The 19,751-nt window shown below is 32.0% G+C and carries 14 protein-coding genes and 1 riboswitch; of the genes, 10 read left to right on the top strand and 4 right to left on the bottom strand.

All coding sequences use genetic code 11. The features are described 5' to 3' along the window. Positions 1-2: 2 nt before the first annotated feature. Positions 3-101: riboswitch (purine riboswitch) on the top strand. 104 nt (positions 102-205) lie between these two features. The 4 genes from NZD85_RS04695 to purM all read left to right on the top strand — a co-directional run bounded on the left by NZD85_RS04695 (position 206) and on the right by purM (position 7,464). Further along, complete coding sequence (locus NZD85_RS04695) at positions 206-3,913, top strand: phosphoribosylformylglycinamidine synthase (RefSeq protein ID WP_260543796.1); 3,708 nt, start codon at positions 206-208, stop codon at positions 3,911-3,913. A 241-nt stretch (positions 3,914-4,154) separates the two neighbouring features. After that, the gene (purC, locus tag NZD85_RS04690; protein ID WP_171622002.1) at positions 4,155-4,877 is read left to right on the top strand and encodes a phosphoribosylaminoimidazolesuccinocarboxamide synthase; all 723 of its coding nucleotides are present in this window, start codon (positions 4,155-4,157) and stop codon (positions 4,875-4,877) included. Positions 4,878-4,894: 17 nt separating this feature from the next. After that, the gene (gene purF / locus NZD85_RS04685; RefSeq protein WP_171622001.1) at positions 4,895-6,400 is read left to right on the top strand and encodes an amidophosphoribosyltransferase; all 1,506 of its coding nucleotides are present in this window, start codon (positions 4,895-4,897) and stop codon (positions 6,398-6,400) included. Between the two features lie 71 nt (positions 6,401-6,471). Beyond that, entirely contained in the window at positions 6,472-7,464 is a 993-nt protein-coding gene (gene purM / locus NZD85_RS04680; protein WP_225539301.1) for a phosphoribosylformylglycinamidine cyclo-ligase, read from the top strand. A gap of 54 nt (positions 7,465-7,518) precedes the next feature. Here purM and NZD85_RS14680 read toward each other — a convergent pair whose 3' ends face one another. Then, positions 7,519-10,848 (bottom strand): T9SS type B sorting domain-containing protein, encoded by a 3,330-nt coding sequence (locus NZD85_RS14680; protein WP_317619462.1) that lies wholly within the window; start codon positions 10,846-10,848, stop codon positions 7,519-7,521. A 120-nt stretch (positions 10,849-10,968) separates the two neighbouring features. Between NZD85_RS14680 and NZD85_RS04665 the strand changes: the two genes are divergently transcribed. The 5 genes from NZD85_RS04665 to purD all read left to right on the top strand — a co-directional run bounded on the left by NZD85_RS04665 (position 10,969) and on the right by purD (position 16,984). Further along, positions 10,969-12,648: an AAA family ATPase gene (locus NZD85_RS04665; protein ID WP_260543787.1), complete on the top strand. Its 1,680-nt coding sequence runs from the start codon at positions 10,969-10,971 to the stop codon at positions 12,646-12,648. A gap of 136 nt (positions 12,649-12,784) precedes the next feature. Continuing rightward, complete coding sequence (locus NZD85_RS04660; protein ID WP_171621997.1) at positions 12,785-13,285, top strand: FKBP-type peptidyl-prolyl cis-trans isomerase; 501 nt, start codon at positions 12,785-12,787, stop codon at positions 13,283-13,285. Positions 13,286-13,445: 160 nt separating this feature from the next. Continuing rightward, on the top strand, positions 13,446-14,006 hold the full coding sequence (purN, locus tag NZD85_RS04655) for a phosphoribosylglycinamide formyltransferase (RefSeq protein ID WP_225541714.1): 561 nt from the start codon (positions 13,446-13,448) through the stop codon (positions 14,004-14,006). A gap of 90 nt (positions 14,007-14,096) precedes the next feature. Next, the gene (gene purH, locus NZD85_RS04650) at positions 14,097-15,608 is read left to right on the top strand and encodes a bifunctional phosphoribosylaminoimidazolecarboxamide formyltransferase/IMP cyclohydrolase (RefSeq protein ID WP_260543782.1); all 1,512 of its coding nucleotides are present in this window, start codon (positions 14,097-14,099) and stop codon (positions 15,606-15,608) included. Between the two features lie 119 nt (positions 15,609-15,727). After that, positions 15,728-16,984 carry a phosphoribosylamine--glycine ligase gene (gene purD / locus NZD85_RS04645; protein WP_260543780.1) on the top strand — a complete coding sequence of 419 codons (1,257 nt, stop codon included), beginning with the start codon at positions 15,728-15,730 and terminating at the stop codon, positions 16,982-16,984. Positions 16,985-17,038: 54 nt separating this feature from the next. Here the strand turns inward: purD and NZD85_RS04640 are convergent, their stop codons facing one another. The 3 genes from NZD85_RS04640 to NZD85_RS04630 are packed head-to-tail and all read right to left on the bottom strand — an operon-like array spanning position 17,039 to position 18,643. Then, positions 17,039-17,425: a hypothetical protein gene (locus tag NZD85_RS04640; protein ID WP_171621993.1), complete on the bottom strand. Its 387-nt coding sequence runs from the start codon at positions 17,423-17,425 to the stop codon at positions 17,039-17,041. Next, positions 17,425-17,646 (bottom strand): VF530 family protein, encoded by a 222-nt coding sequence (locus NZD85_RS04635; RefSeq protein WP_171621992.1) that lies wholly within the window; start codon positions 17,644-17,646, stop codon positions 17,425-17,427. Before NZD85_RS04635 ends, NZD85_RS04640 begins: the two co-directional genes overlap by 1 nt. Positions 17,647-17,698: 52 nt before the next feature. Then, positions 17,699-18,643 (bottom strand): ADP-ribosylglycohydrolase family protein, encoded by a 945-nt coding sequence (locus tag NZD85_RS04630; RefSeq protein ID WP_260543777.1) that lies wholly within the window; start codon positions 18,641-18,643, stop codon positions 17,699-17,701. A gap of 211 nt (positions 18,644-18,854) precedes the next feature. Between NZD85_RS04630 and NZD85_RS04625 the strand changes: the two genes are divergently transcribed. Beyond that, on the top strand, positions 18,855-19,748 hold the full coding sequence (locus NZD85_RS04625) for a DnaJ C-terminal domain-containing protein (protein ID WP_260543775.1): 894 nt from the start codon (positions 18,855-18,857) through the stop codon (positions 19,746-19,748). Positions 19,749-19,751 lie beyond the last annotated feature (3 nt).

Below are 19,751 nucleotides of genomic sequence, written 5' to 3'. Positions count from 1 at the left end.
TAGTTTTTAAAGTTTACAACATTTGTATAGCTCATAATAAGGTTGAGCGTCTCTACGGCAGACCATAAATACTTGCCACTACAAATGAATTTTTTTTCTATAAAATGAGTCTTGAACCACTCAATGTAGAAAATAGTTTGTTTGTTGATGTAGATGATACAAATGGTTTAAACAAAATAAACCAAATAGTACAGCAAACAATACAATGAACCAAAGACTTTTCATTCAGAAGAAATCGAATTTTGACGTTATCAGTCAGAAGACTACAATAGAACTTAGAAACCTTGTACCTAATATTGTGTGCAAGGTTTTTGTTATTTATGATCTTTTTAATATACAAGAAAGCCAGTTGCAAGAGGTTCAAAACAAAGTGTTTGTCGATCCTGTGACAGATGTTGTTTTCAAGTATGTGGAAGATGCAATTATTGAAAACATTCCTCACACTAAAAACTATTTTGCAACCGAATTTTTACCGGGTCAATACAATCAACGTGATGATTCTTCGGAACAATGTTTGGTTTTGATGAATGTTGATAATGTAACCGTAAAATCTGGTTTATTATATGTGTTCAACGAAGATTTGTCTGCGGAGGATTTGAAGAAAGTAAAAGATTACTTAATCAATCCAATAGAATCGCGTGAGAAAGATCTTTCTAAAATGGAAATACCTGCGAATCCAGAAGCAACTGAAGTTCCAATTATAGAAGGTTTTATTTCTGCTGACGAAAATAAATTACAAGATATTTACAACCAGTTTGGATTATCATTAGAGATGGATGATTTAGTTTTTATTCGAGACTATTTCAAATCTATTGATCGTAATCCAACTGAAACTGAATTAAAAGTTTTAGATACTTATTGGTCTGATCATTGTCGTCATACCACTTTCGAGACAGAAATTATAGATGTTGAATTTAATTCTAAATTTAACGAAACGCTACAAAAAACATTCAATTATTACCAACAAGTTCGTCAAGAATTGGGAACAACTAAACCAATTCGTTTGATGGATTTAGCAACTGTTATGGGGAAATATCTTTCTCGTACAGGAGTGGTTAAAAATATTGATGTTTCAGAAGAAATCAATGCATGTTCTATCGTTGTACCAATTGATGTAGATGGTGTTGAGGAAGAATGGTTATTACAATTTAAAAACGAAACACATAATCACCCAACAGAAGTTGAGCCTTTTGGAGGAGCTTCTACATGTGTTGGAGGTGCAATTCGCGACCCTTTGAGTGGACGTTCTTACGTTTTCCAAGCCATGCGTATTACAGGAGCTGCAAATCCTTTAGAAAAAATTGAAGATACGTTACCAGGTAAATTACCACAACGTAAAATCTCGAAAGAAGCAGCAAATGGATATAGTTCGTATGGAAACCAAATTGGTTTAGCGACAACTTTTGTGAAAGAAATTTATGACGAAGGATACAAAGCAAAACGTATGGAAGTTGGTTTTGTAGCTGGAGCTGTAAAAAAAGAATATGTTCGTCGTGAAGAACCAGTTGCTGGTGACCGAATTATTTTATTAGGTGGAGCAACAGGGCGTGATGGAGTAGGTGGAGCTTCAGGTTCATCTAAAACACATGATGGTTTAAAATTAGACGATTTATCGGCAGAAGTTCAAAAAGGAAATGCAATCGTTGAGCGTAAAATTCAACGTTTATTCCGTAATCCAGAAGTTTTAGTATTAATCAAAAAATGTAACGATTTCGGAGCAGGAGGTGTTTCTGTTGCAATTGGTGAAATTGCACGCGGAATTAATGTTGACTTAGATTTAGTTCCATTAAAATATGCTGGATTAAACGGAACAGAATTAGCGATTTCTGAATCTCAGGAACGTATGGCTGTTGCGGTAGAAGCAAAAGATGTAGAAACATTTATTGCATTAGCAAAAGAAGAAAACCTTGATGCAACTTGTGTTGCGGAGGTAACGGGAGATGATAAAATGACTTTAGTTTGGAAAGGAACTAAGATTGTTGAATTGGACCGTCAATTTTTAGATACAAACGGTGTTCGTAAACAAGCTAAAATAGAAGTTACGGACGAAGAATATACAAATCCTTTTGAGAATAAAGCATTCAGTAAAGAAGCTTTTATTGCTATGATGCAAGAGTTAAATCACGCATCGCAAAAAGGTATGGTAGAAATGTTTGACAATAATGTTGGACGTTCTACTATTTTGAATGCTTTTGGTGGAAAAACAATGGATACACCAGAAGATGTTTCAGTACAAAAATTTCCGACAGATGGATTTACAAATGCAGTTTCAATTGCTTCATTTGGTTACAATCCGATTGTTTCTCGTTGGTCAAATTATCACGGAGCCTATTTTGCGGTAATTGATTCGATGACGAAAATTGTTGCAGCAGGAGGAAATTACGCTGATATCCGTTTAACTTTTCAAGAGTATTTTGAGAAATTACGTGACGAAGCTACGCGTTGGGGAAAACCATTTGCAGCTTTGTTAGGAACGATAGAAGCACAAAAACAATTTGGAATTCCTGCAATTGGAGGTAAAGATTCGATGTCTGGATCTTACCAAGATATTGATGTGCCACCAACATTGATTTCGTTTGCAGTAGCACCTTCTAAGGCTGAAAAAATTGTACAAGGAACGTTAGCTGAAAAGAATTCTAAACTTTCAGTTTTTATTCCAACTTTAACAGCTGAATATTTAATTGACGAAACGAATACCAAATCTATTTTTGATTTTATCGGAACAATTAATGCTGATGTAAAATCAATGATGACGGTTAAATTTGGTGGAATTGCAGAAACTGTAGCGAATATGGCTTTTGGCAATGAAATCGGATTTGAAATTAACACTGATTTAGATTTAGCAAAATATTACCCAGCATCAATTGTTATAGAACATTCAGAAGAATTAAACATTCCTGCTGAAATTGCTCAAAATTATCATGTTTTAGGTCAGACAAATGATTCAGCTTCATTCCAGTTTAATGGAGAAGAAATTAACTTGAAAGAGTTGAAACAACAGTGGAAAGAAACATTCAATTCATTGTTTCCATATAAATCATCTTCTGAAACGCTTGTAGAAGAAAAAGATTTGAAAGCTGAACAAATTTGTTTTGCTTTCGCTGATCATAAAGTAGAAAATCCGAAAGTTTTTATTCCAATTTTTCCAGGAACAAATTCAGAATATGATTCAGCAAAAGCGTTTCGTAGAGAAGGAGCGATTGTTTCGACTTTACCTTTCCGTAATTTAACACAACAAGATGTTGAAGAATCGGTAGATGTTTTTGTGAAAGAAATTAATCAAGCCAATATTTTCTTTATACCAGGAGGTTTCTCAGCTGCTGATGAGCCAGACGGATCAGGGAAATTTATAGCAACGGTTTTACGTAATGAGAAAATAAAAAATGCAATTCACAATCTATTAGAGCGCGATGGATTGGTTTTAGGAATTTGTAATGGTTTTCAAGCATTGATAAAATCGGGATTATTGCCTTATGGTAAAATTCAAGATTTGGAAGAAAATACGCCAACATTAACGTTTAACGAAATTGGTCGACATATCACACAATTGGCAAAAATTAGAGTAAATAAATCGCATTCACCTTGGTTAAAAGGAATGGAAGGTCAAGAATATTGGATTCCGTTTTCACATGGAGAAGGTCGTTTTGTTGCCAATGAGGAGGAGTTAGAAAAGTTAATTGACAAAGGACAAATCGCTACTCAGTTTGTAGATTTGGAAGGAAAATTAGCTGGACAAATGCCTTATAATCCAAATGGATCTACGTTTGCGGTAGAAGGAATTGTATCGCCTTGTGGAAAAGTGTATGGACGTATGGGACATCCAGAGCGTTACGAAGAAGGATTATTCAAAAATATTCCAGGAAATGGATACATGAATATCTTTAAAAATGCGGTAGCGTATTTTAAAGGATAGAATATAGATAGGAGATCTTAGAAATTAGATGAAGAATATCTAAATACTAATATCTAACATCTAATACTAAAAGAAAAAAACAAACAACAAACAAATATCAATTTCGATCCTGAACCAATCGAAATTATTCCGAAATTTAACCCTGAACAAGTTAAATTTCAAACAGACAAACAAACACGAAGTGGACTTTTTCATTTCAAACAAAACAAAAAAAACAAAAACGTTTTAACAACAAACAACGATGAGCTTAACAAAAAAAGACTTCATTTACGAAGGGAAAGCAAAACAAGTTTACTCAACAGAGGAAGCAGACAAAGTAATTGTTTATTACAAAGATGACGCAACAGCATTTAATGCTCAAAAGCGTGGAACTGTTGAGGATAAAGGCGAAATGAATAACAAAATTTCGACTTTAATTTTCAACTATTTGATAGAGAAAGGAGTGAAAACTCACTTTATTGAGCAGTTGAATGATCGTGAGCAATTGGTAAAAAAAGTATCTATTATCCCAATTGAAATGGTTGTTCGCAACTATGTTGCTGGGTCTATGGCTCAACGTTTAGGATTAGAGGAAGGAGGAAAATCTCCTGTTACAATCTTCGATATCTGTTACAAAAAAGATGAATTAGGAGATCCATTAATCAACGATCATCACGCGGTTTTATTAGGAGCTGCTACGTATGATGAGTTGAAAGAAATGTACGCTCAAACTGATGTAATCAACGAAGCTTTGAAAGAATTATTCTTGAAAGCAGGATTAATTTTAGCAGATTTCAAAATCGAATTTGGTAAAGATGTTGATGGTAACATTATTTTAGCAGACGAAATTTCTCCTGATACATGTCGTTTGTGGGATGTAGAAACAGGTAAGAAATTAGACAAAGATCGTTTTCGTCGTGATTTAGGTGATGTTTCAGAAGCTTATCACGAAGTTTATAATCGTTTATTAGAAGTTTTAAAATAATCATTTTTTCATTCAAAATGATTGATAAAAAATTACATAAAAGCCAGTTGAAAGCTGAGTATTTAACAAATTTCTATGAACGAAATTTACTTAAAAAATATGCAGCTGATACGGTGGATAGCGTGAACGAAGAATGTGGTATTTTTGGCGTTTATTCTCCCAACAATATCAACACCTATTCTATCGCACAGTTTGGTTTATTCGCACTTCAGCACCGTGGACAAGAGGGGTGTGGAGTTTCTTTTTTGAAAGATGGAAATATCAAAACGGTTAAAAGATCAGGATTGGTGTTGGATGTTTTCAAGTTGATCGAAGCAGAAATTGATGATTACCAAGGAAACGCAGCAATTGGACATACACGTTATACAACAGCTGGTGGTGGAAGTCGCCGTAATATTCAGCCACTGTACACATACAATATCTATGGAAAACCTCACTTTTCGCTTGCTCACAACGGAAATTTAATTGAAGTTGATGAATTAAGAGCAGAGTTAGAAGCTGAAGGTCTACCATTTTTAGCCACTTCGGACACTGAGGTTTTATTACGTTCTATCCAAAAATATTCGCATTTAGATCTTGTAGAAGCCATTCAGAAAGGAACAGAGAAAGTAAAAGGAGCTTATTCGGTTTTATTATTAACGAATAATCAAATGGCAGCTTTCCGAGATCCTAACGGAATTCGACCATTGTGTTTAGGTAAATTAGATGATGCTTATATAGTTTGTTCTGAGACATGTGCTTTAGATGCTGTTGGAGCTGAATTTATTCGTGATGTAGAACCTGGAGAATTGATTGTAATCAATGAAGAGGGATTGAAATCATATTCATTAAAGCAACCAAAACATCGTAATATTTGTGCATTTGAGTACATTTATTTCGCACGTCCTGACTCGAATATGGAAGGAAAAGAAATCTATGATTTACGTGTAGAATCTGGGCGGAAATTATACGAACAATCTCCAATTGATGCAGATATTGTGATTGGTGTTCCAGATTCTGGAATTCCCTCTGCGATTGGATATTCAGAAGCATCAGGCATTCCTTATGAGCCAATTTTGATTAAGAATCGATATATGTCGCGTTCGTTTATCGTTCCTTCGCAAGAAATGCGCGAACGAGTGGTCAACTTAAAATTGAATCCAATTAAAGAAAAAATCAAAGGAAAACGATTGGTTGTTTTAGATGATTCGATTGTACGTGGAACGACTTCAAAACTTTTAATCAAAATCTTAAAAGAAGCTGGAGCAAAAGAAATTCATTTCCGTTCTGCTTCGCCTCCAATTATTGCTCCTTGTTATTTAGGAATTGATATGCCTTCTAAAGCAGATTTAATTTCGGGAAACAAATCAATTAAAGAGGTTGAAGAATATTTGAATGTAGATTCGTTGGATTTCTTAACAGTTGATAATCTAATTGATTTATTAGGAAGTAAAGAACATTGTTTTGGATGTTTTACAGAAAAATATCCGGTAAATTATACAAATGAAGAGTGTAAAGAGGTTAATCCTTTGCATATCGATTAATTATAATTGTAAAAAGTCAAAAATAAAATGTACTTAATACTTGTTACATTTTACACTAATACAGCAAAAAAATGAGCAATACATATAAACAAGCCGGAGTAGATAAGGAAGAAGGTTATCAAACGGTATCGAAAATTAAAGATGCAGTTGCAGCAACACACAATTCAAACGTGTTGAATGGAATTGGAAGTTTTGGAGCTTTTTACCAATTAGGAGGATATAAAAATCCTGTTTTGGTGTCAGGAACTGATGGTGTAGGAACTAAACTACGCGTAGCTTTAGATTCTAAAGTTTACGATACAGTTGGTATTGATTGTTTCGCAATGTGTGCAAATGATATTTTGTGTCATGGGGCTAAACCATTATTTTTCTTAGATTATTTAGCTTGTGGAAAATTAGATTCTGATATCGCAGCAGAAATTGTAGGTGGAATTGCACAAGCGTGTAAGGAAACAGGAACAGCATTAATTGGTGGAGAAACAGCAGAAATGCCAGGAATGTACCAAGTTGGTGACTATGATGTTGCAGGATTTTGTGTTGGAGTAGTAGAGCGCGACGAAATTATTGATGGTTCTAAAATAAAAGCTGGACAAGCTATTATCGCTTTACCATCAAGTGGTTTTCATTCGAATGGATTCTCATTGGTTCGCAGAATTTTCCCAGATTTTAACGAAGAATTTGAAGGTAAACCTTTGTTCGAAACATTATTAGTTCCAACAAAATTATATCAAAACGATATTTTTAAAATCAAAGATGCAGGTATCGAAATGTCTGGAATTGCTCATATTACAGGAGGTGGATTAATCGAGAATGTTCCTCGTATTATAAATGACGGATTGACTGCTGTAATAGAAAAAGCAAAAATAAATGTACCAACAGTAATGCAAGAATTAGCGAAACGCGGAAATATTGCAGAAGACGAAATGTTTGGAACATTTAATATGGGTGTCGGAATGGTTGTCATCGTTGACCAAACTGACGCTGAAAAAGTATTGAATATTATTGATGGAAGTGCTATTATTGGAGAAATTCAAGAAGGTGCGGACAAAATTATATTGAAATAGTAGATTAAATAGTTTAAAAAGCCGGATAAGTTAGTTCTTATCCGGTTTTTTATTTTATTTATTTTTTATTAAAATTGATCCTTGTATTTTCTTTCCATTTTCTAAATCAATAATGTACCAATACGTATCTGTTGGTAGATTTCTTAATTGATATTTTCCATCCCATTTTATTGGTTGATTATCTTTTGTAGCTTCAAATATAGTTCTACCGAATCGATTGAAAATTTTTACATTAATCAAATCATTAATATATGATAAATCCCAAATATCATTTTTCCCATCACCATTTGGAGTCAGAATACTTGGTAAGTCTTTATATAAATAGATTTTTCTAATTTCAATACAATCATTTGAAGATTTGAAATAAAAAGTATGTTCTCCTTGTTCTAATGTGAAAGAAGTACTTGGTGAATAATTTATTCCATCTAAGCCTATTTGTGTGTAAAGATCATTTAGAATAGTAAAATGTACTTGTTTTCCGTCGTACTTATACTCGATGTTACGATTATCGTAATTTATAATTTCGAACTCTTTTGTAACAGAACAATAACCATTTGTAACAGTAACTTTATATTTTCCAGGATTTGTAAATGAAGCAGATTGACCTATTTGTCCATCACTCCAAATTATTTCGTCGTAGGTTTCATTTAACGTAATTGTATAGGTTTCATTTTTACATTTGAAATAGTTATCAAGAATATCTAATGTTGGATAAATACTTTCTTCTAAAGGTATTTTTACAAATGTTTTACATGCATTCGTAGAAATAGAAGTTGCATAAATTTCAATTTTATTTGTACGATTAATGTATGTTGAACTTAAAATATTAACATTATTCTGAGCATCTTGTAAAGTTTCGTAATAAAGAACAGAGTTAGGGTTAATATTTCCTAATAATTGGGCTATTTCTCCAGATTTAGTTGATAAACTATATCCAGCAAAAGAATTATCCTCTTTACAAATTTGAAAAGGATTAGAAGTAAGTAGAGTGTAGGTGTTAAGTTGAATTTTAACAGGAGTCCTTAAAACACTTTCACAATTATTGATTGTTTGAGAAGCATAATATGTCTTATTATCTTCTAAAAAAGTTGTGTTATCAAGCTTTGAAGTTGAGGTTTCAGAATCATACCAATTAATATTTTCTCCCTCAATTTGAATTGAATTTAATGTTGGTAAAGTTACAACACAAAAAGATTGAATATTTTCAGCAATTGGTGCTTTTGTATCTTGAATATTAATATTTAATTCTAATTTATTACTTTCGCATTTAGAAGTTTCCGTTTGGGTTACATAATATATACCTGTTGTTATTTTATCATTAGGATTAATATTTTCTTTACTTGAATTATAAAATTTAAGATTATCTCCATCTATTGAAATATCGTTGAATGTTTTATTTTCGTTGATACAAAAGTTTAAATCTTGTTTTAATATTGGTAAATCACTTTTTGAAGAAGTTTTTAATAAAAAACTCGTTTCGCTAACGCAATTGATATTCTCATTAAAATATCCTTTCACAATTATTTTTTCTTGAAATGGATTTTTATTCTGATATGTTTTAGAAATAAAATTATTTATCTCATTACCATTTGTATCATAATATATTAAAGTATAATTAGTTTGATTATTTGTTAAAAGTTTAGGTATATCACTTGTATCAAAAGTTCCTATACCTTCTCCAGCATTATTTTCACAAACAATAATATCATGTAATACTTCAAGTTTTAGAGGGGATTGAATGTTAACCTCATTTGTAAATTCTCTAGTTTCTCCCTTACATGTTACGGTTGTCTTAACTATGTATTTTCCTAGTTTAGTATATGTATGTACTGGATTTTTATCAGTAGAAGAATTACCATCTCCAAAATCCCATTTAACAGATTCAAAATCACCTTCTATTGTAAATTTAGTTTCTTCTCCAAAGCAAGAATTGTCAATGTTTATAGAAATATTATTTGGTTTGTTGTTCAGATTATATTTGTAAATGAAATAATCTCGATTTAGATTACCACTTTTATTAGGGATATGAATTCCATTAACTTGAAAATTTAATGATTGAAACTCCCCACTAATTAAAATATTATCTTTATCAATAACTCTAATAAATTTTCCATATTCTCGACTCAAATGAATTTCTTGAGAACCTTTATTAGTATATAATAAAGGTGTTAAGTCAAAATTTTCAGGGTTAATTTTAAATGAAATGATATTTGTATCATAATTAATTTGATCTTCAGAAGTTGTGTATTCGTATTCTTTAGATATTTTAGGTTTTATAACATTACCATTAATATTTATTTCTTTATTAAAATTTGTAATTATGTATGAGTGATCATCTTTTTCGGTATAATCAAAATAATAATTCATAGGATTCAAATCTTGATTTCCATAATATCTCGTTCCGTTTGGAATGAAGTCTATTTTTTTGTAGTTAATAACTTCTCCATTGTTAGGATTAATCCCTATTAAAACATTTCGATTAGAATAATTACTATCATTGTATATGATAGTTTCATTTCCAATGTTAGTATTACGAGTATTCTGTGCAAAAATGATTATTTTATTAAACTTAGTTGAATAAAACATTCTGTCAGGTGAGAAAATTTCTATATTATTTTCACGGTCTGCTTCACTAATTTTTTTTGAGTAGATTAAATCTAGTTGTTTATTATACTTTTCAATAACAATATTTGAATTATTATTTCTTAATAAATACAAATTCTCATCATTATCTATTACAGCATCATTATAAGTTACACCACCATTTCCTCTAGATATAATTTTAGTGTTTTGATAGTTACCATCTAAATCAAATTCGCTTATAAAGAAGTTTCTATTTGTATGATTGTCTGTATTTCTAAAGTCATAAATAATATTGTCGTTGAAAATTAATACATTAGTGAAATAGCCAATAATATAAAGTTTATTGTTAAGAACTTCATAATCTACTAAATATGCATTCCAAAATCCTGATAAAGGATGGTCAGAACCATTTCTGTTAGCAAAAATAATTTCCCATAACTGTTTTCCTGTTTGATCAAATTTTGTTATATTTTTACCTTCATAGGCATGGACAAAATTGTATTCAAAAACATATAAATTATTATTTTTATCCGCTCTAATAGTTCTAGGATGAAGTTCTGTATATGGAAATGTAGCATTATACATTTTTTCCCAAATTAAATTACAATTATTATCATAATATTTGAGAGAGCTATAATTATCTGTAGTTATCGAAGCAAAACCATTATTAGTTACTTCTAAAGCTTTTATATAGTCATCTCCAAAACCTCCATATGTTTTTATACACTCAAAGCATTGGGCTTTTATTTGAAAAGATAAAGATATTAACAACAAGAAAAAAATAGTATAAAAGTATTTCATTAATTAGGTTTATAGTGTAAAAGTTATTAGAATATAAATATAAGGCAAAATTAAACATATTCTTTATAAGATTCCTATCTTTGTATTTCATTCAAAAAACTCCAAATTCACTCATAAGTTATGCAACAATCAAAGGCTTTGGCAATTCTAAAATCTGGTCGAAATGTATTTTTAACAGGTTCTGCAGGTGCCGGAAAAACTTATGTGTTAAATCAATATATTACTTATCTTAAACAACATGGTGTTCCAGTTGCTATAACGGCTTCTACAGGAATTGCAGCTACGCATATGAATGGTCAAACGATACATTCGTGGGCAGGAATTGGGATAAAAGATTATGTTTCGGATCGATATTTAGCTTCACTTCGTGATAAAAAATATTTTCGCGATAAAATGGACAAAGTAAAAGTCTTGATTATAGATGAAATCTCAATGTTACATAGAAATCAGTTAGATGCAGTAGATTATGTATTGAAATTTTTTAAACAAAACGACGAACCTTTTGGAGGTGTACAAGTCATTTTTTCGGGAGATTTTTTCCAGTTACCTCCAATTGGCGAAGAGTGGGAAGAATCGAAGGATAAATTCTGTTTTATGTCAGATGCTTGGGTGCAATCTAAAGTACATATTTGTTATTTAACAGAACAATATCGTCAAACAAATAATGCGTTGAATGATATTTTGAATGAAATTCGTTCGGGACATATTACACAAAAAACGGTTGATTTATTAGAATCTCGGATCGAATATTTTCCTGATGAAATCGATTCGCAAACGCGTTTGTATACCCACAATATGGATGTTGATCGAATTAATAAAGGTCAATTGATTAGTATCGATTCTTCTTCAAAAGTATTTGAAGCTAAAGTGGCAGGAAATCCTGCTTTAGTCGAGGTGTTGAAAAAATCAGTTTTAGCAGACGAAGTTTTAGAGCTTAAAATTGGTGCAAAAGTAATGTTTGTTCGTAATAATTTTGAAGTTGGTTTTGTAAACGGAACACTTGGAAATGTATCCGGATATACAGAAAAAGATGAACCAATCATCAAAACATTGGATGGAGAATTTTATATAGCAAAGCCTGAAACATGGGCTATTGAAGACGAAAGTGGAAAAGCATTGGCTTCATTTACTCAGGTTCCGTTAAGATTAGCTTGGGCAATTACCATTCACAAATCGCAAGGAATGACATTAGATTCGGCTTTTATTGATTTATCAAAAGCTTTTGAGAAAGGTCAAGGATATGTGGCATTATCTCGTTTACGCGATCTAAATTCGTTGATGTTGCACGGACTTAATCAAACAGCATTAGAAATTGACTCGTTAGCCATGAAGGCTGACAGACGTTTTCAGGTTTTATCGAATGAAATTGATTCGTTTTTAGATGAAAAAGAATTACAAAATTCTTGGGCAGCTTTTATTCGATATTCAGGCGGAACATTAGATAAAAAGCAAATTGCAAAAAATATCGAAAAAAATAAGACCAAAGAAAAAGGTCAAAAGAAATCAACATACGAAATCACGTTAGAATATGTAAAAGAAGGTTTATCGTTAGATCAAATTGCTGAAAAAAGAGGTTTAACGTCATCCGCAATTGTTGATCATATTGGTAAAATAAAAGAAATCGAACCAGATTTGGATTACTCAAAATTCAAACCTTCTGACAAAATTTTAGATAAAGTTAGAATGGCGTACAGTGAAATCGAATTTGAAGAAAATAAAATTTTAAAACCTATTTATGACTATTACAATGGCGAAATAGGGTACGAAGATATCAAGAAAGCATTACTTTTTATTGATTAAATATGATGATGTCAGTTTAAAAAGGATAAATAACTGACAGAATTGGTCATATTACCCAAAGGAATAATTATTGCTAAATAGATAGCAATAAAAAATGAACGCTTTTTGTATAGAAAGCATCCATAATTTTAAATTTATGACAATAGAAAACAACCACGTAGTAGCTGTTAACTACTCATTGCATACCATCGAAGCGAATGGTGAAAAAGTATTTGTAGAACAATCAAATGCAAAAGAACCTTTGGCTTTTTTAGTTGGAGCTGGGATGATGATTCCAAAATTTGAAGAAGAATTAAAAGGATTATCAGCAGGTGATAAAAAATCTTTTGTAATTTCTCCAGAAGAAGGGTATGGACAAAGAGTAGAAGAAGCTGTTGCTCAGTTACCTTTAGATATGTTCAAAGAGTCTGGATTACCACCAGTTGGTGCTTTATTACCATTAACAGATGATGCAGGAAATCAATTCCGTGCAACTGTTACTGAAGTTACTGAAGAAGCAGTAATTGCAGATTTAAATCCTCCAATGGCAGGAAAGACTTTAGAATTTGAAGTAGAAATTTTAAACGTTCGTCCAGCAACAGAAGAAGAATTGTCTCATGGACATGCTCACGGAGTAGACGGATCAGCAACTCACTAAAAAATATTTCAAAGGCTATTTCAATATGAAGTAGCCTTTTTTATATCTATTTGTATCGTAAATATCATTATAATATAGATTAAAATCAAGTTATATTTTACAACTTCCTTCAACTAAAATCTTATCTTTGCAAAACAAACAAGATTACTTACAAACAAACATGAAAATAGCTGTATTTGTTTCCGGAGGCGGAACAAATCTTCAAAATATTATTGATGCAGTTGAAGACGGAACCTTACCAAATGTCGAGATTTCGATGGTGATGGCAGACCGCGACTGTTATGCAATTGAACGATCGTTGGATAAAAATATCCGAACGTATGTTTTAGACCGAAAAACTTTTTCGGAAGATGCCGAACATAACTTAGAAGGAGAAGATATTGATCTAATTGTTTTGGCAGGTTTTTTAACCATTTTATCTTCAGAATTTACAGAGAAATGGGGTGCTAAAATGATAAATATACATCCGGCATTGTTACCAAAATTTGGAGGTAAAGGAATGTATGGCGCAAAAGTTCACAAAGCAGTTTTAGAAGCTGGTGAAAAAACTTCGGGAGCAACAGTGCATTATGTAACGGCTGGAGTAGACGAAGGGCAAATCATATGTCAAGGAACTTTTGAAATCGAAGAAAATGATGAAATAGCAGATTTGCAACGAAAAGTGGCTGAAGTAGAAAGTGAAATCTACATCAAAGCAATTAAGCAAATTAGTGAAGCATAAATAGAAAAATACCTCAATGTGTTCTGCATTGAGGTATTTTATTTTTCCCGAAATAATAAACAAACAATAAACTTTAAAAACTAAAACAAAATGCAAAAACAGGCGCTAATCAGTGTTTCGGACAAGTCGAACTTGTTAGAATTTGCAAAATTCTTGGTTGAGCAAGATTACAAAATTTTATCAACAGGAGGAACGTACAAACATTTACAAGACAATGGAATCGAAGTGACAGAAGTAAAAGATGTGACAGGTTTTCCAGAAATTTTAGATGGTCGTGTAAAGTCTTTGCATCCTGCTATTCACGGAGGTATAATGGCTCGTCGTTCAGATGAAAATCATATGGCAACAATTGCAGAGCACGGAATTAATCCAATTGATATCGTAATTGTAAACTTATATCCATTCTTCGAGAAGATGAACACAGGTCTTTCCGAAGCAGAAATGATCGAATTTATTGACATAGGAGGACCATCTATGTTGCGATCATCAGCAAAGAATTTCTATGACGTAACAGTTGTAACAGATGTAAACGATTATGAAGTGGTGATGAATGAGATTCGTGAGAATGGTTCTACTTCTGTAGAAACACGTAAATTATGTGCTGGTAAAGTGTTCAACTTAACTTCTGCTTATGATGCAGCGATTTCTACGTACATTTTAGGTGAAGACTTTCCTCAATTTTTAGAGTCTTCTTATGAAAAGGTAATGGATTTACGTTATGGTGAAAACCCACATCAAAAAGCAGCCTATTACGTTGATAAAACGAAAAATGGGGCAATGAAAGATTTCGAATATTTACAAGGAAAAGAACTTTCTTTCAATAATATTCGTGATATGGATTTAGCTTACAAAGTGGTTTCAGAATTTGAAGAAACAACATGTTGCGCCGTTAAGCACTCAACGCCTTGTGGTGTAGCAATCGGAGAGAATCTGTTAGAAGCTTACGAAAAAGCATACGAATGTGATCCAATGTCAATTTTTGGTGGAATCATCGCTTTTAACAAAGAAGTTGATGGTAAAACTGCGGTTGAATTAAACAAAATTTTCTTAGAAATAGTTATCGCACCTTCATTTACAGAAGAGGCTTTAGAGATTTTCAAACAAAAGAAAAATGTACGCATCATCAAAGTTAAAAATCCAGTTTCGGATAAAGTAACTTACGTAAAAGTTGATGGAGGTTTAATTGTTCAATCGACAGATAACCAATTTTCAACAGATCTTAAAGTGGTAACAGATGTGCAACCTACAGATCGTCAAATGACAGATTTAGTTTTTGCTCAAAAAATTGTAAAATGGGTAAAATCGAATGCAATTGTTGTTGCAACGAATGGTCAAGCTTACGGTATTGGAGGTGGTCAAACGAATCGTATTTGGGCGGCTCAGCAAGCAATTTCTCGTGCGAAAGAAAAAGTGGAAGAAGATTTAGTTTTAGCTTCTGATGCCTTTTTCCCTTTCCGTGATGTAGCTGATTTTGCTGCTGAAAACGGAATCAAAGCGATTATTCAACCAGGTGGATCAATCAAAGATCAAGAGTCAATTGATGCTTGTAATGAGAAAAACATCCCAATGGTATTTACAGGAATGAGACATTTTATGCATTAATTGATAATCAGTTAATGTACTAATTTGAAAATTCGTCAATTCGAGTGTTTTCGTAGAAAATGTATCGAGAATAGAATTTTCGTTTATTATTATTCACTTTTCATTTAAAAATAAAACAAATGAACACAAAAATATTAATCATCGGTTCTGGTGGTCGCGAGCACGCAATTGGGTGGAAATTTGCTGAGGATTTCAAACGAAAAGGACAAGAATTAGAATTGTTCTTTATTCCAGGAAACGCAGGTACGGCGCAAATAGGTACGAATGTTTCAGTTTCTTCGATTGAAGAGATGAAGGATTTTGCAAAGGAAAATCAAATCGATTTAACTTTTGTAGGTCCAGAAGCAGAATTATCGGAAGGAATTGTTGATATTTTTCAGAAAGAAAATTTAAATGTTTTTGGACCACATAAAGATGCCGCTCAATTAGAAGCTTCTAAAGCTTTTGCGAAAGATTTTATGGATCAATATGGTGTGAAAACTGCGAAATATAAAAATTTTCAAGGACCAATGTTGGCGATTGATTATTTAAAAGAACAAGAATATCCAATTGTTGTAAAAGCTTCTGGTCTAGCTGCAGGAAAAGGTGTTATTATCTGTCAAGATTTCGATGAAGCTAAACAAGCTGTCTTAGATATTATGGAAGATAAAACCTTTGGAGATGCAGGAAATGAAGTGGTAATCGAAGAATATTTAGAAGGTTTTGAAGCGTCTATTTTATCTTTTTTCAATGGAAAGAAAATCGTTCCGTTTGTATCAGCAAAAGACCACAAAAAAATTGGTGAAGGAGAAACTGGTTTAAACACTGGTGGAATGGGCGTTATTGCTCCAAATCCATTGTTTACGGACGAGCATTTCAAAATGTTCGAAGAAGAAATTATGGAACCAACTAAATGTGGTTTGATCAAAGAAGGATTAGAGTTCGCCGGAGTAATTTTCTTTGGATTGATGATTACAACAAAAGGTGTTTATTTGTTAGAATATAACCTAAGAATGGGCGATCCAGAAACGCAAACAACTTTACCTTTATTAGAAAATGATTTATTTGATGTGGTTAACAAAGCAATTAAAGGTGAAGACTTTGACTTGAATTTCAAAAATCAACATGCATGTTGTGTAGTGATGGTTTCGGGCGGATACCCAGGGAATTATGACAAAGGTTTTGAGATTCGTGGTTTACAAAATGTAACTTGTCCTAATTTTATTGCAGGAGCCAAGTTGTCAGAAGATCAAATTGTGACTTCTGGCGGACGTGTAATTAATGTTGTTGGTTTAGGAGATACGTTAGAACAAGCACGAGAAACAGCTTATGAAAACATCAAGAAAGTACATTTTGATTACGAATATTACCGAAATGATATTGGAGTAATTCAATAAAAAATACAGTTTATATGATTAAAAAATGCGTTTCATTTGAAACGCATTTTTAGTTTATTCTGAAAATTCGACGTGATAAACATCGCTTTTATTTCGATTTATTTTTCGGTATTCAAACCCTCCAGCTTGAGGGATAATTTCGACAAGATCAAACGATCGACAACTTTTTGGTAAACCATTAAAGATTAAAGTAAAATTTAAAGAAGATTTTTCTTCGATATATGTCCAATTTGGATACATTGTAATTCCGTCTGCAAAAACCAATTGACAACGTTTTCCTGATTGATTATCAATTATAAAAGTAGATGGCCAAATCCGAGCTGCATTTGCATATTCGTCAGCATTCATACAACAATGTATAATGACTTGACTTTCTTCTTCTATATTTGTTAAAAGTTCAGTATCAATAAAAATTTTCTCTTCAAGAATAGTTGCACTCATTATTTTGCAATTTTTTTGATGTACAATTCTTCTACTTTTTTTCGTGCCCAATCTGTTTTTCGAAGAAATTTTAAAGAAGATTTTAAACTCGGATTATCATTAAAACATTTGATGTTTATTTGATTACCTAAACCTTCCCATCCACCATAATAAATGATTAATTCTTCGATAATATCGTCTAATCGTTTTCCGTGTAATGGATTATTTTTTTGACTTTCCATTTTGCAAAATTACGAAAAATGTTTTTGTTGAATTTAAGATAAAATAATCTTTCTAAAACTCGTACTTTTCTTCCAATTGTTTTGCTAAAAGAAGAATATCATTTACGCGAGCTAATTGTTCGATCCAATGAGAAGGTATAGTTTCTATTCCATAAAAAATTCCGGCTATTCCGCCAGCAATACATGCAGTTGTATCGGTGTCATGTCCTAAATTAACAGCTTTTAAAACACAGTTTTTATACGAATCGGTATGTAATAAACACCAAATAGAAGCTTCTAAACTATCAATCACATAACCCGTTGAATTTATATCATCTTCTTTTAGATCAATTAGTTTTCCACTTAAAATTCGATCAAAGTATGTAAGCTCTTTTTTATAGATTTCATTTTCTTCTAAAAATAATTTCAACCAAAAATTAGTATTCAAATATGCTTCTTCCAAATTTTCAGCATCCAAAGTGTTCAATGCAAATTCAATATAATAAACACAAGCTAAAATAGAACGATTGTGTGCATGCGTAATAGACGAAACTTCTTTTACAATTTCGAAACGTTCTTCAATCGATAAATCTTTTGTAAAAACAGCCAAAGGTAAAATGCGCATCAACGAACCATTTCCATTGTCACCTTCCTCTTTAGAACCAGCTTCACTTGGATGTTTTACTACTCGTAGGCGATTAATCGCTTTTCTTGTCGTAATTCCAACATCAAAAACTTCACCGTCAGCAGTCCAGTAACCTTCGTGCATCCACATCTGAAATTTTTCTGCAATATCGTTAACATTGTATCCATTACAAAGTGATTCGGCCAAACAAAACATCAACGAGCTGTCATCGGAAAAAGTTCCGGGAGGCATATTGTAAGTTCCATAACCTATCATATCTGTTATTGGATTTTGCTGTAAATCTTGCCTACTTTTAAACTCAACTGGCACTCCTAATGCATCAGCAACGGCTGATCCAATTAATATATTTTTCGAAAAATATCTACTATTCATTTCTACTATTTTATGAATTGAAAATACTTGTTTTTTTTGAATATATCCAAATTATTTTTAAAATATTATGAATTAATCATAATAAATTTATCTATTTCGGATAAAACATTAAAAAAGTTATAATAGACATCAAAGTATGAGTCGACTTGTCAGTTTTGTTAAAATTGGAACTGATTTTGATTGATTTAAATCACAAAACTTATAAATTACTATGGCTTTTATAGATTATTATACAACATTAGGTTTGCAAAAAAACGCATCACAAGATGAGATAAAAAAAGCGTATCGGAAATTGGCGCGTAAGTATCACCCTGATCTTAATCCCAATAATGAAGAAGCTGCACATAAATTTAAAGAATTAAACGAAGCAAACGAAGTGCTGAGCGATCCAGAAAAACGTAAAAAATACGATAAGTATGGGGAAAATTGGCAACATGGAGAAGAATATGAAAAAGCTCGTCAACAACATCAACAATATCAATATAGTAATAGAGATTTTGATGGAGCTGAAGGATTCGATGATTTTGATGGTTATTCAGATTTTTTTAGTTCGATGTTTGGACGCGAAGGTAGAAGCCGTTCAACAGGTTATAAAGGACAAGATGTAAATGCCAGTTTGACATTGAATTTGACAGATACGTTGACTTCTCACAAACAAACTTTCGCTGTAAATGGTAAAAATATTCGAATTACAATTCCTGCAGGTGTAGAAGATGGACAAACAATTAAGATAAAAGGTCATGGCGGGAAAGGCTATAACAATGGTCCGAATGGAGATTTGTATATCACATTTCATATTCAAAATAATACACAGTTTGAAGTGAATGGTGCGGATTTATCGACAACCGTTGAGGTGGATATGTACGACGCAATACTGGGAGGAGAAGTGATGATTGATACACTTTCTGGAAAAGTAAAAGTGCCAATTAAAGAAGGAACAGAAAATAATAAAAAGGTAAAATTGAAAGGAAAAGGTTTGCCAATTTATAAGAAAGAGAATCAGTTTGGAGATTTGTATGTGACATTTTCTGTCAAAATTCCGACGCAATTATCGGTCGAAGAGAAAGAATTATTCGAGAAATTACGTTCAATTAAAAAAGTATAAAAC

Source organism: Empedobacter stercoris, assembly GCF_025244765.1.
GTDB classification, from domain to species: domain Bacteria; phylum Bacteroidota; class Bacteroidia; order Flavobacteriales; family Weeksellaceae; genus Empedobacter; species Empedobacter stercoris.
This window is presented reverse-complemented; position numbering and strand designations above follow the sequence as displayed.

Bases quoted from the DNA above. Each gene is read 5' to 3' on its own strand.
- NZD85_RS04695 (WP_260543796.1), top strand. From the start codon at position 206: ATGAACCAAAGACTTTTCATTCAGAAGAAATCGAATTTTGACGTTATC.
- purC (WP_171622002.1), top strand. From the start codon at position 4,155: ATGAGCTTAACAAAAAAAGACTTCATTTACGAAGGGAAAGCAAAACAA.
- purF (WP_171622001.1), top strand. From the start codon at position 4,895: ATGATTGATAAAAAATTACATAAAAGCCAGTTGAAAGCTGAGTATTTA.
- purM (WP_225539301.1), top strand. From the start codon at position 6,472: ATGAGCAATACATATAAACAAGCCGGAGTAGATAAGGAAGAAGGTTAT.
- NZD85_RS14680 (WP_317619462.1), bottom strand. From the start codon at position 10,848: ATGAAATACTTTTATACTATTTTTTTCTTGTTGTTAATATCTTTATCT.
- NZD85_RS04665 (WP_260543787.1), top strand. From the start codon at position 10,969: ATGCAACAATCAAAGGCTTTGGCAATTCTAAAATCTGGTCGAAATGTA.
- NZD85_RS04660 (WP_171621997.1), top strand. From the start codon at position 12,785: ATGACAATAGAAAACAACCACGTAGTAGCTGTTAACTACTCATTGCAT.
- purN (WP_225541714.1), top strand. From the start codon at position 13,446: ATGAAAATAGCTGTATTTGTTTCCGGAGGCGGAACAAATCTTCAAAAT.
- purH (WP_260543782.1), top strand. From the start codon at position 14,097: ATGCAAAAACAGGCGCTAATCAGTGTTTCGGACAAGTCGAACTTGTTA.
- purD (WP_260543780.1), top strand. From the start codon at position 15,728: ATGAACACAAAAATATTAATCATCGGTTCTGGTGGTCGCGAGCACGCA.
- NZD85_RS04640 (WP_171621993.1), bottom strand. From the start codon at position 17,425: ATGAGTGCAACTATTCTTGAAGAGAAAATTTTTATTGATACTGAACTT.
- NZD85_RS04635 (WP_171621992.1), bottom strand. From the start codon at position 17,646: ATGGAAAGTCAAAAAAATAATCCATTACACGGAAAACGATTAGACGAT.
- NZD85_RS04630 (WP_260543777.1), bottom strand. From the start codon at position 18,643: ATGAATAGTAGATATTTTTCGAAAAATATATTAATTGGATCAGCCGTT.
- NZD85_RS04625 (WP_260543775.1), top strand. From the start codon at position 18,855: ATGGCTTTTATAGATTATTATACAACATTAGGTTTGCAAAAAAACGCA.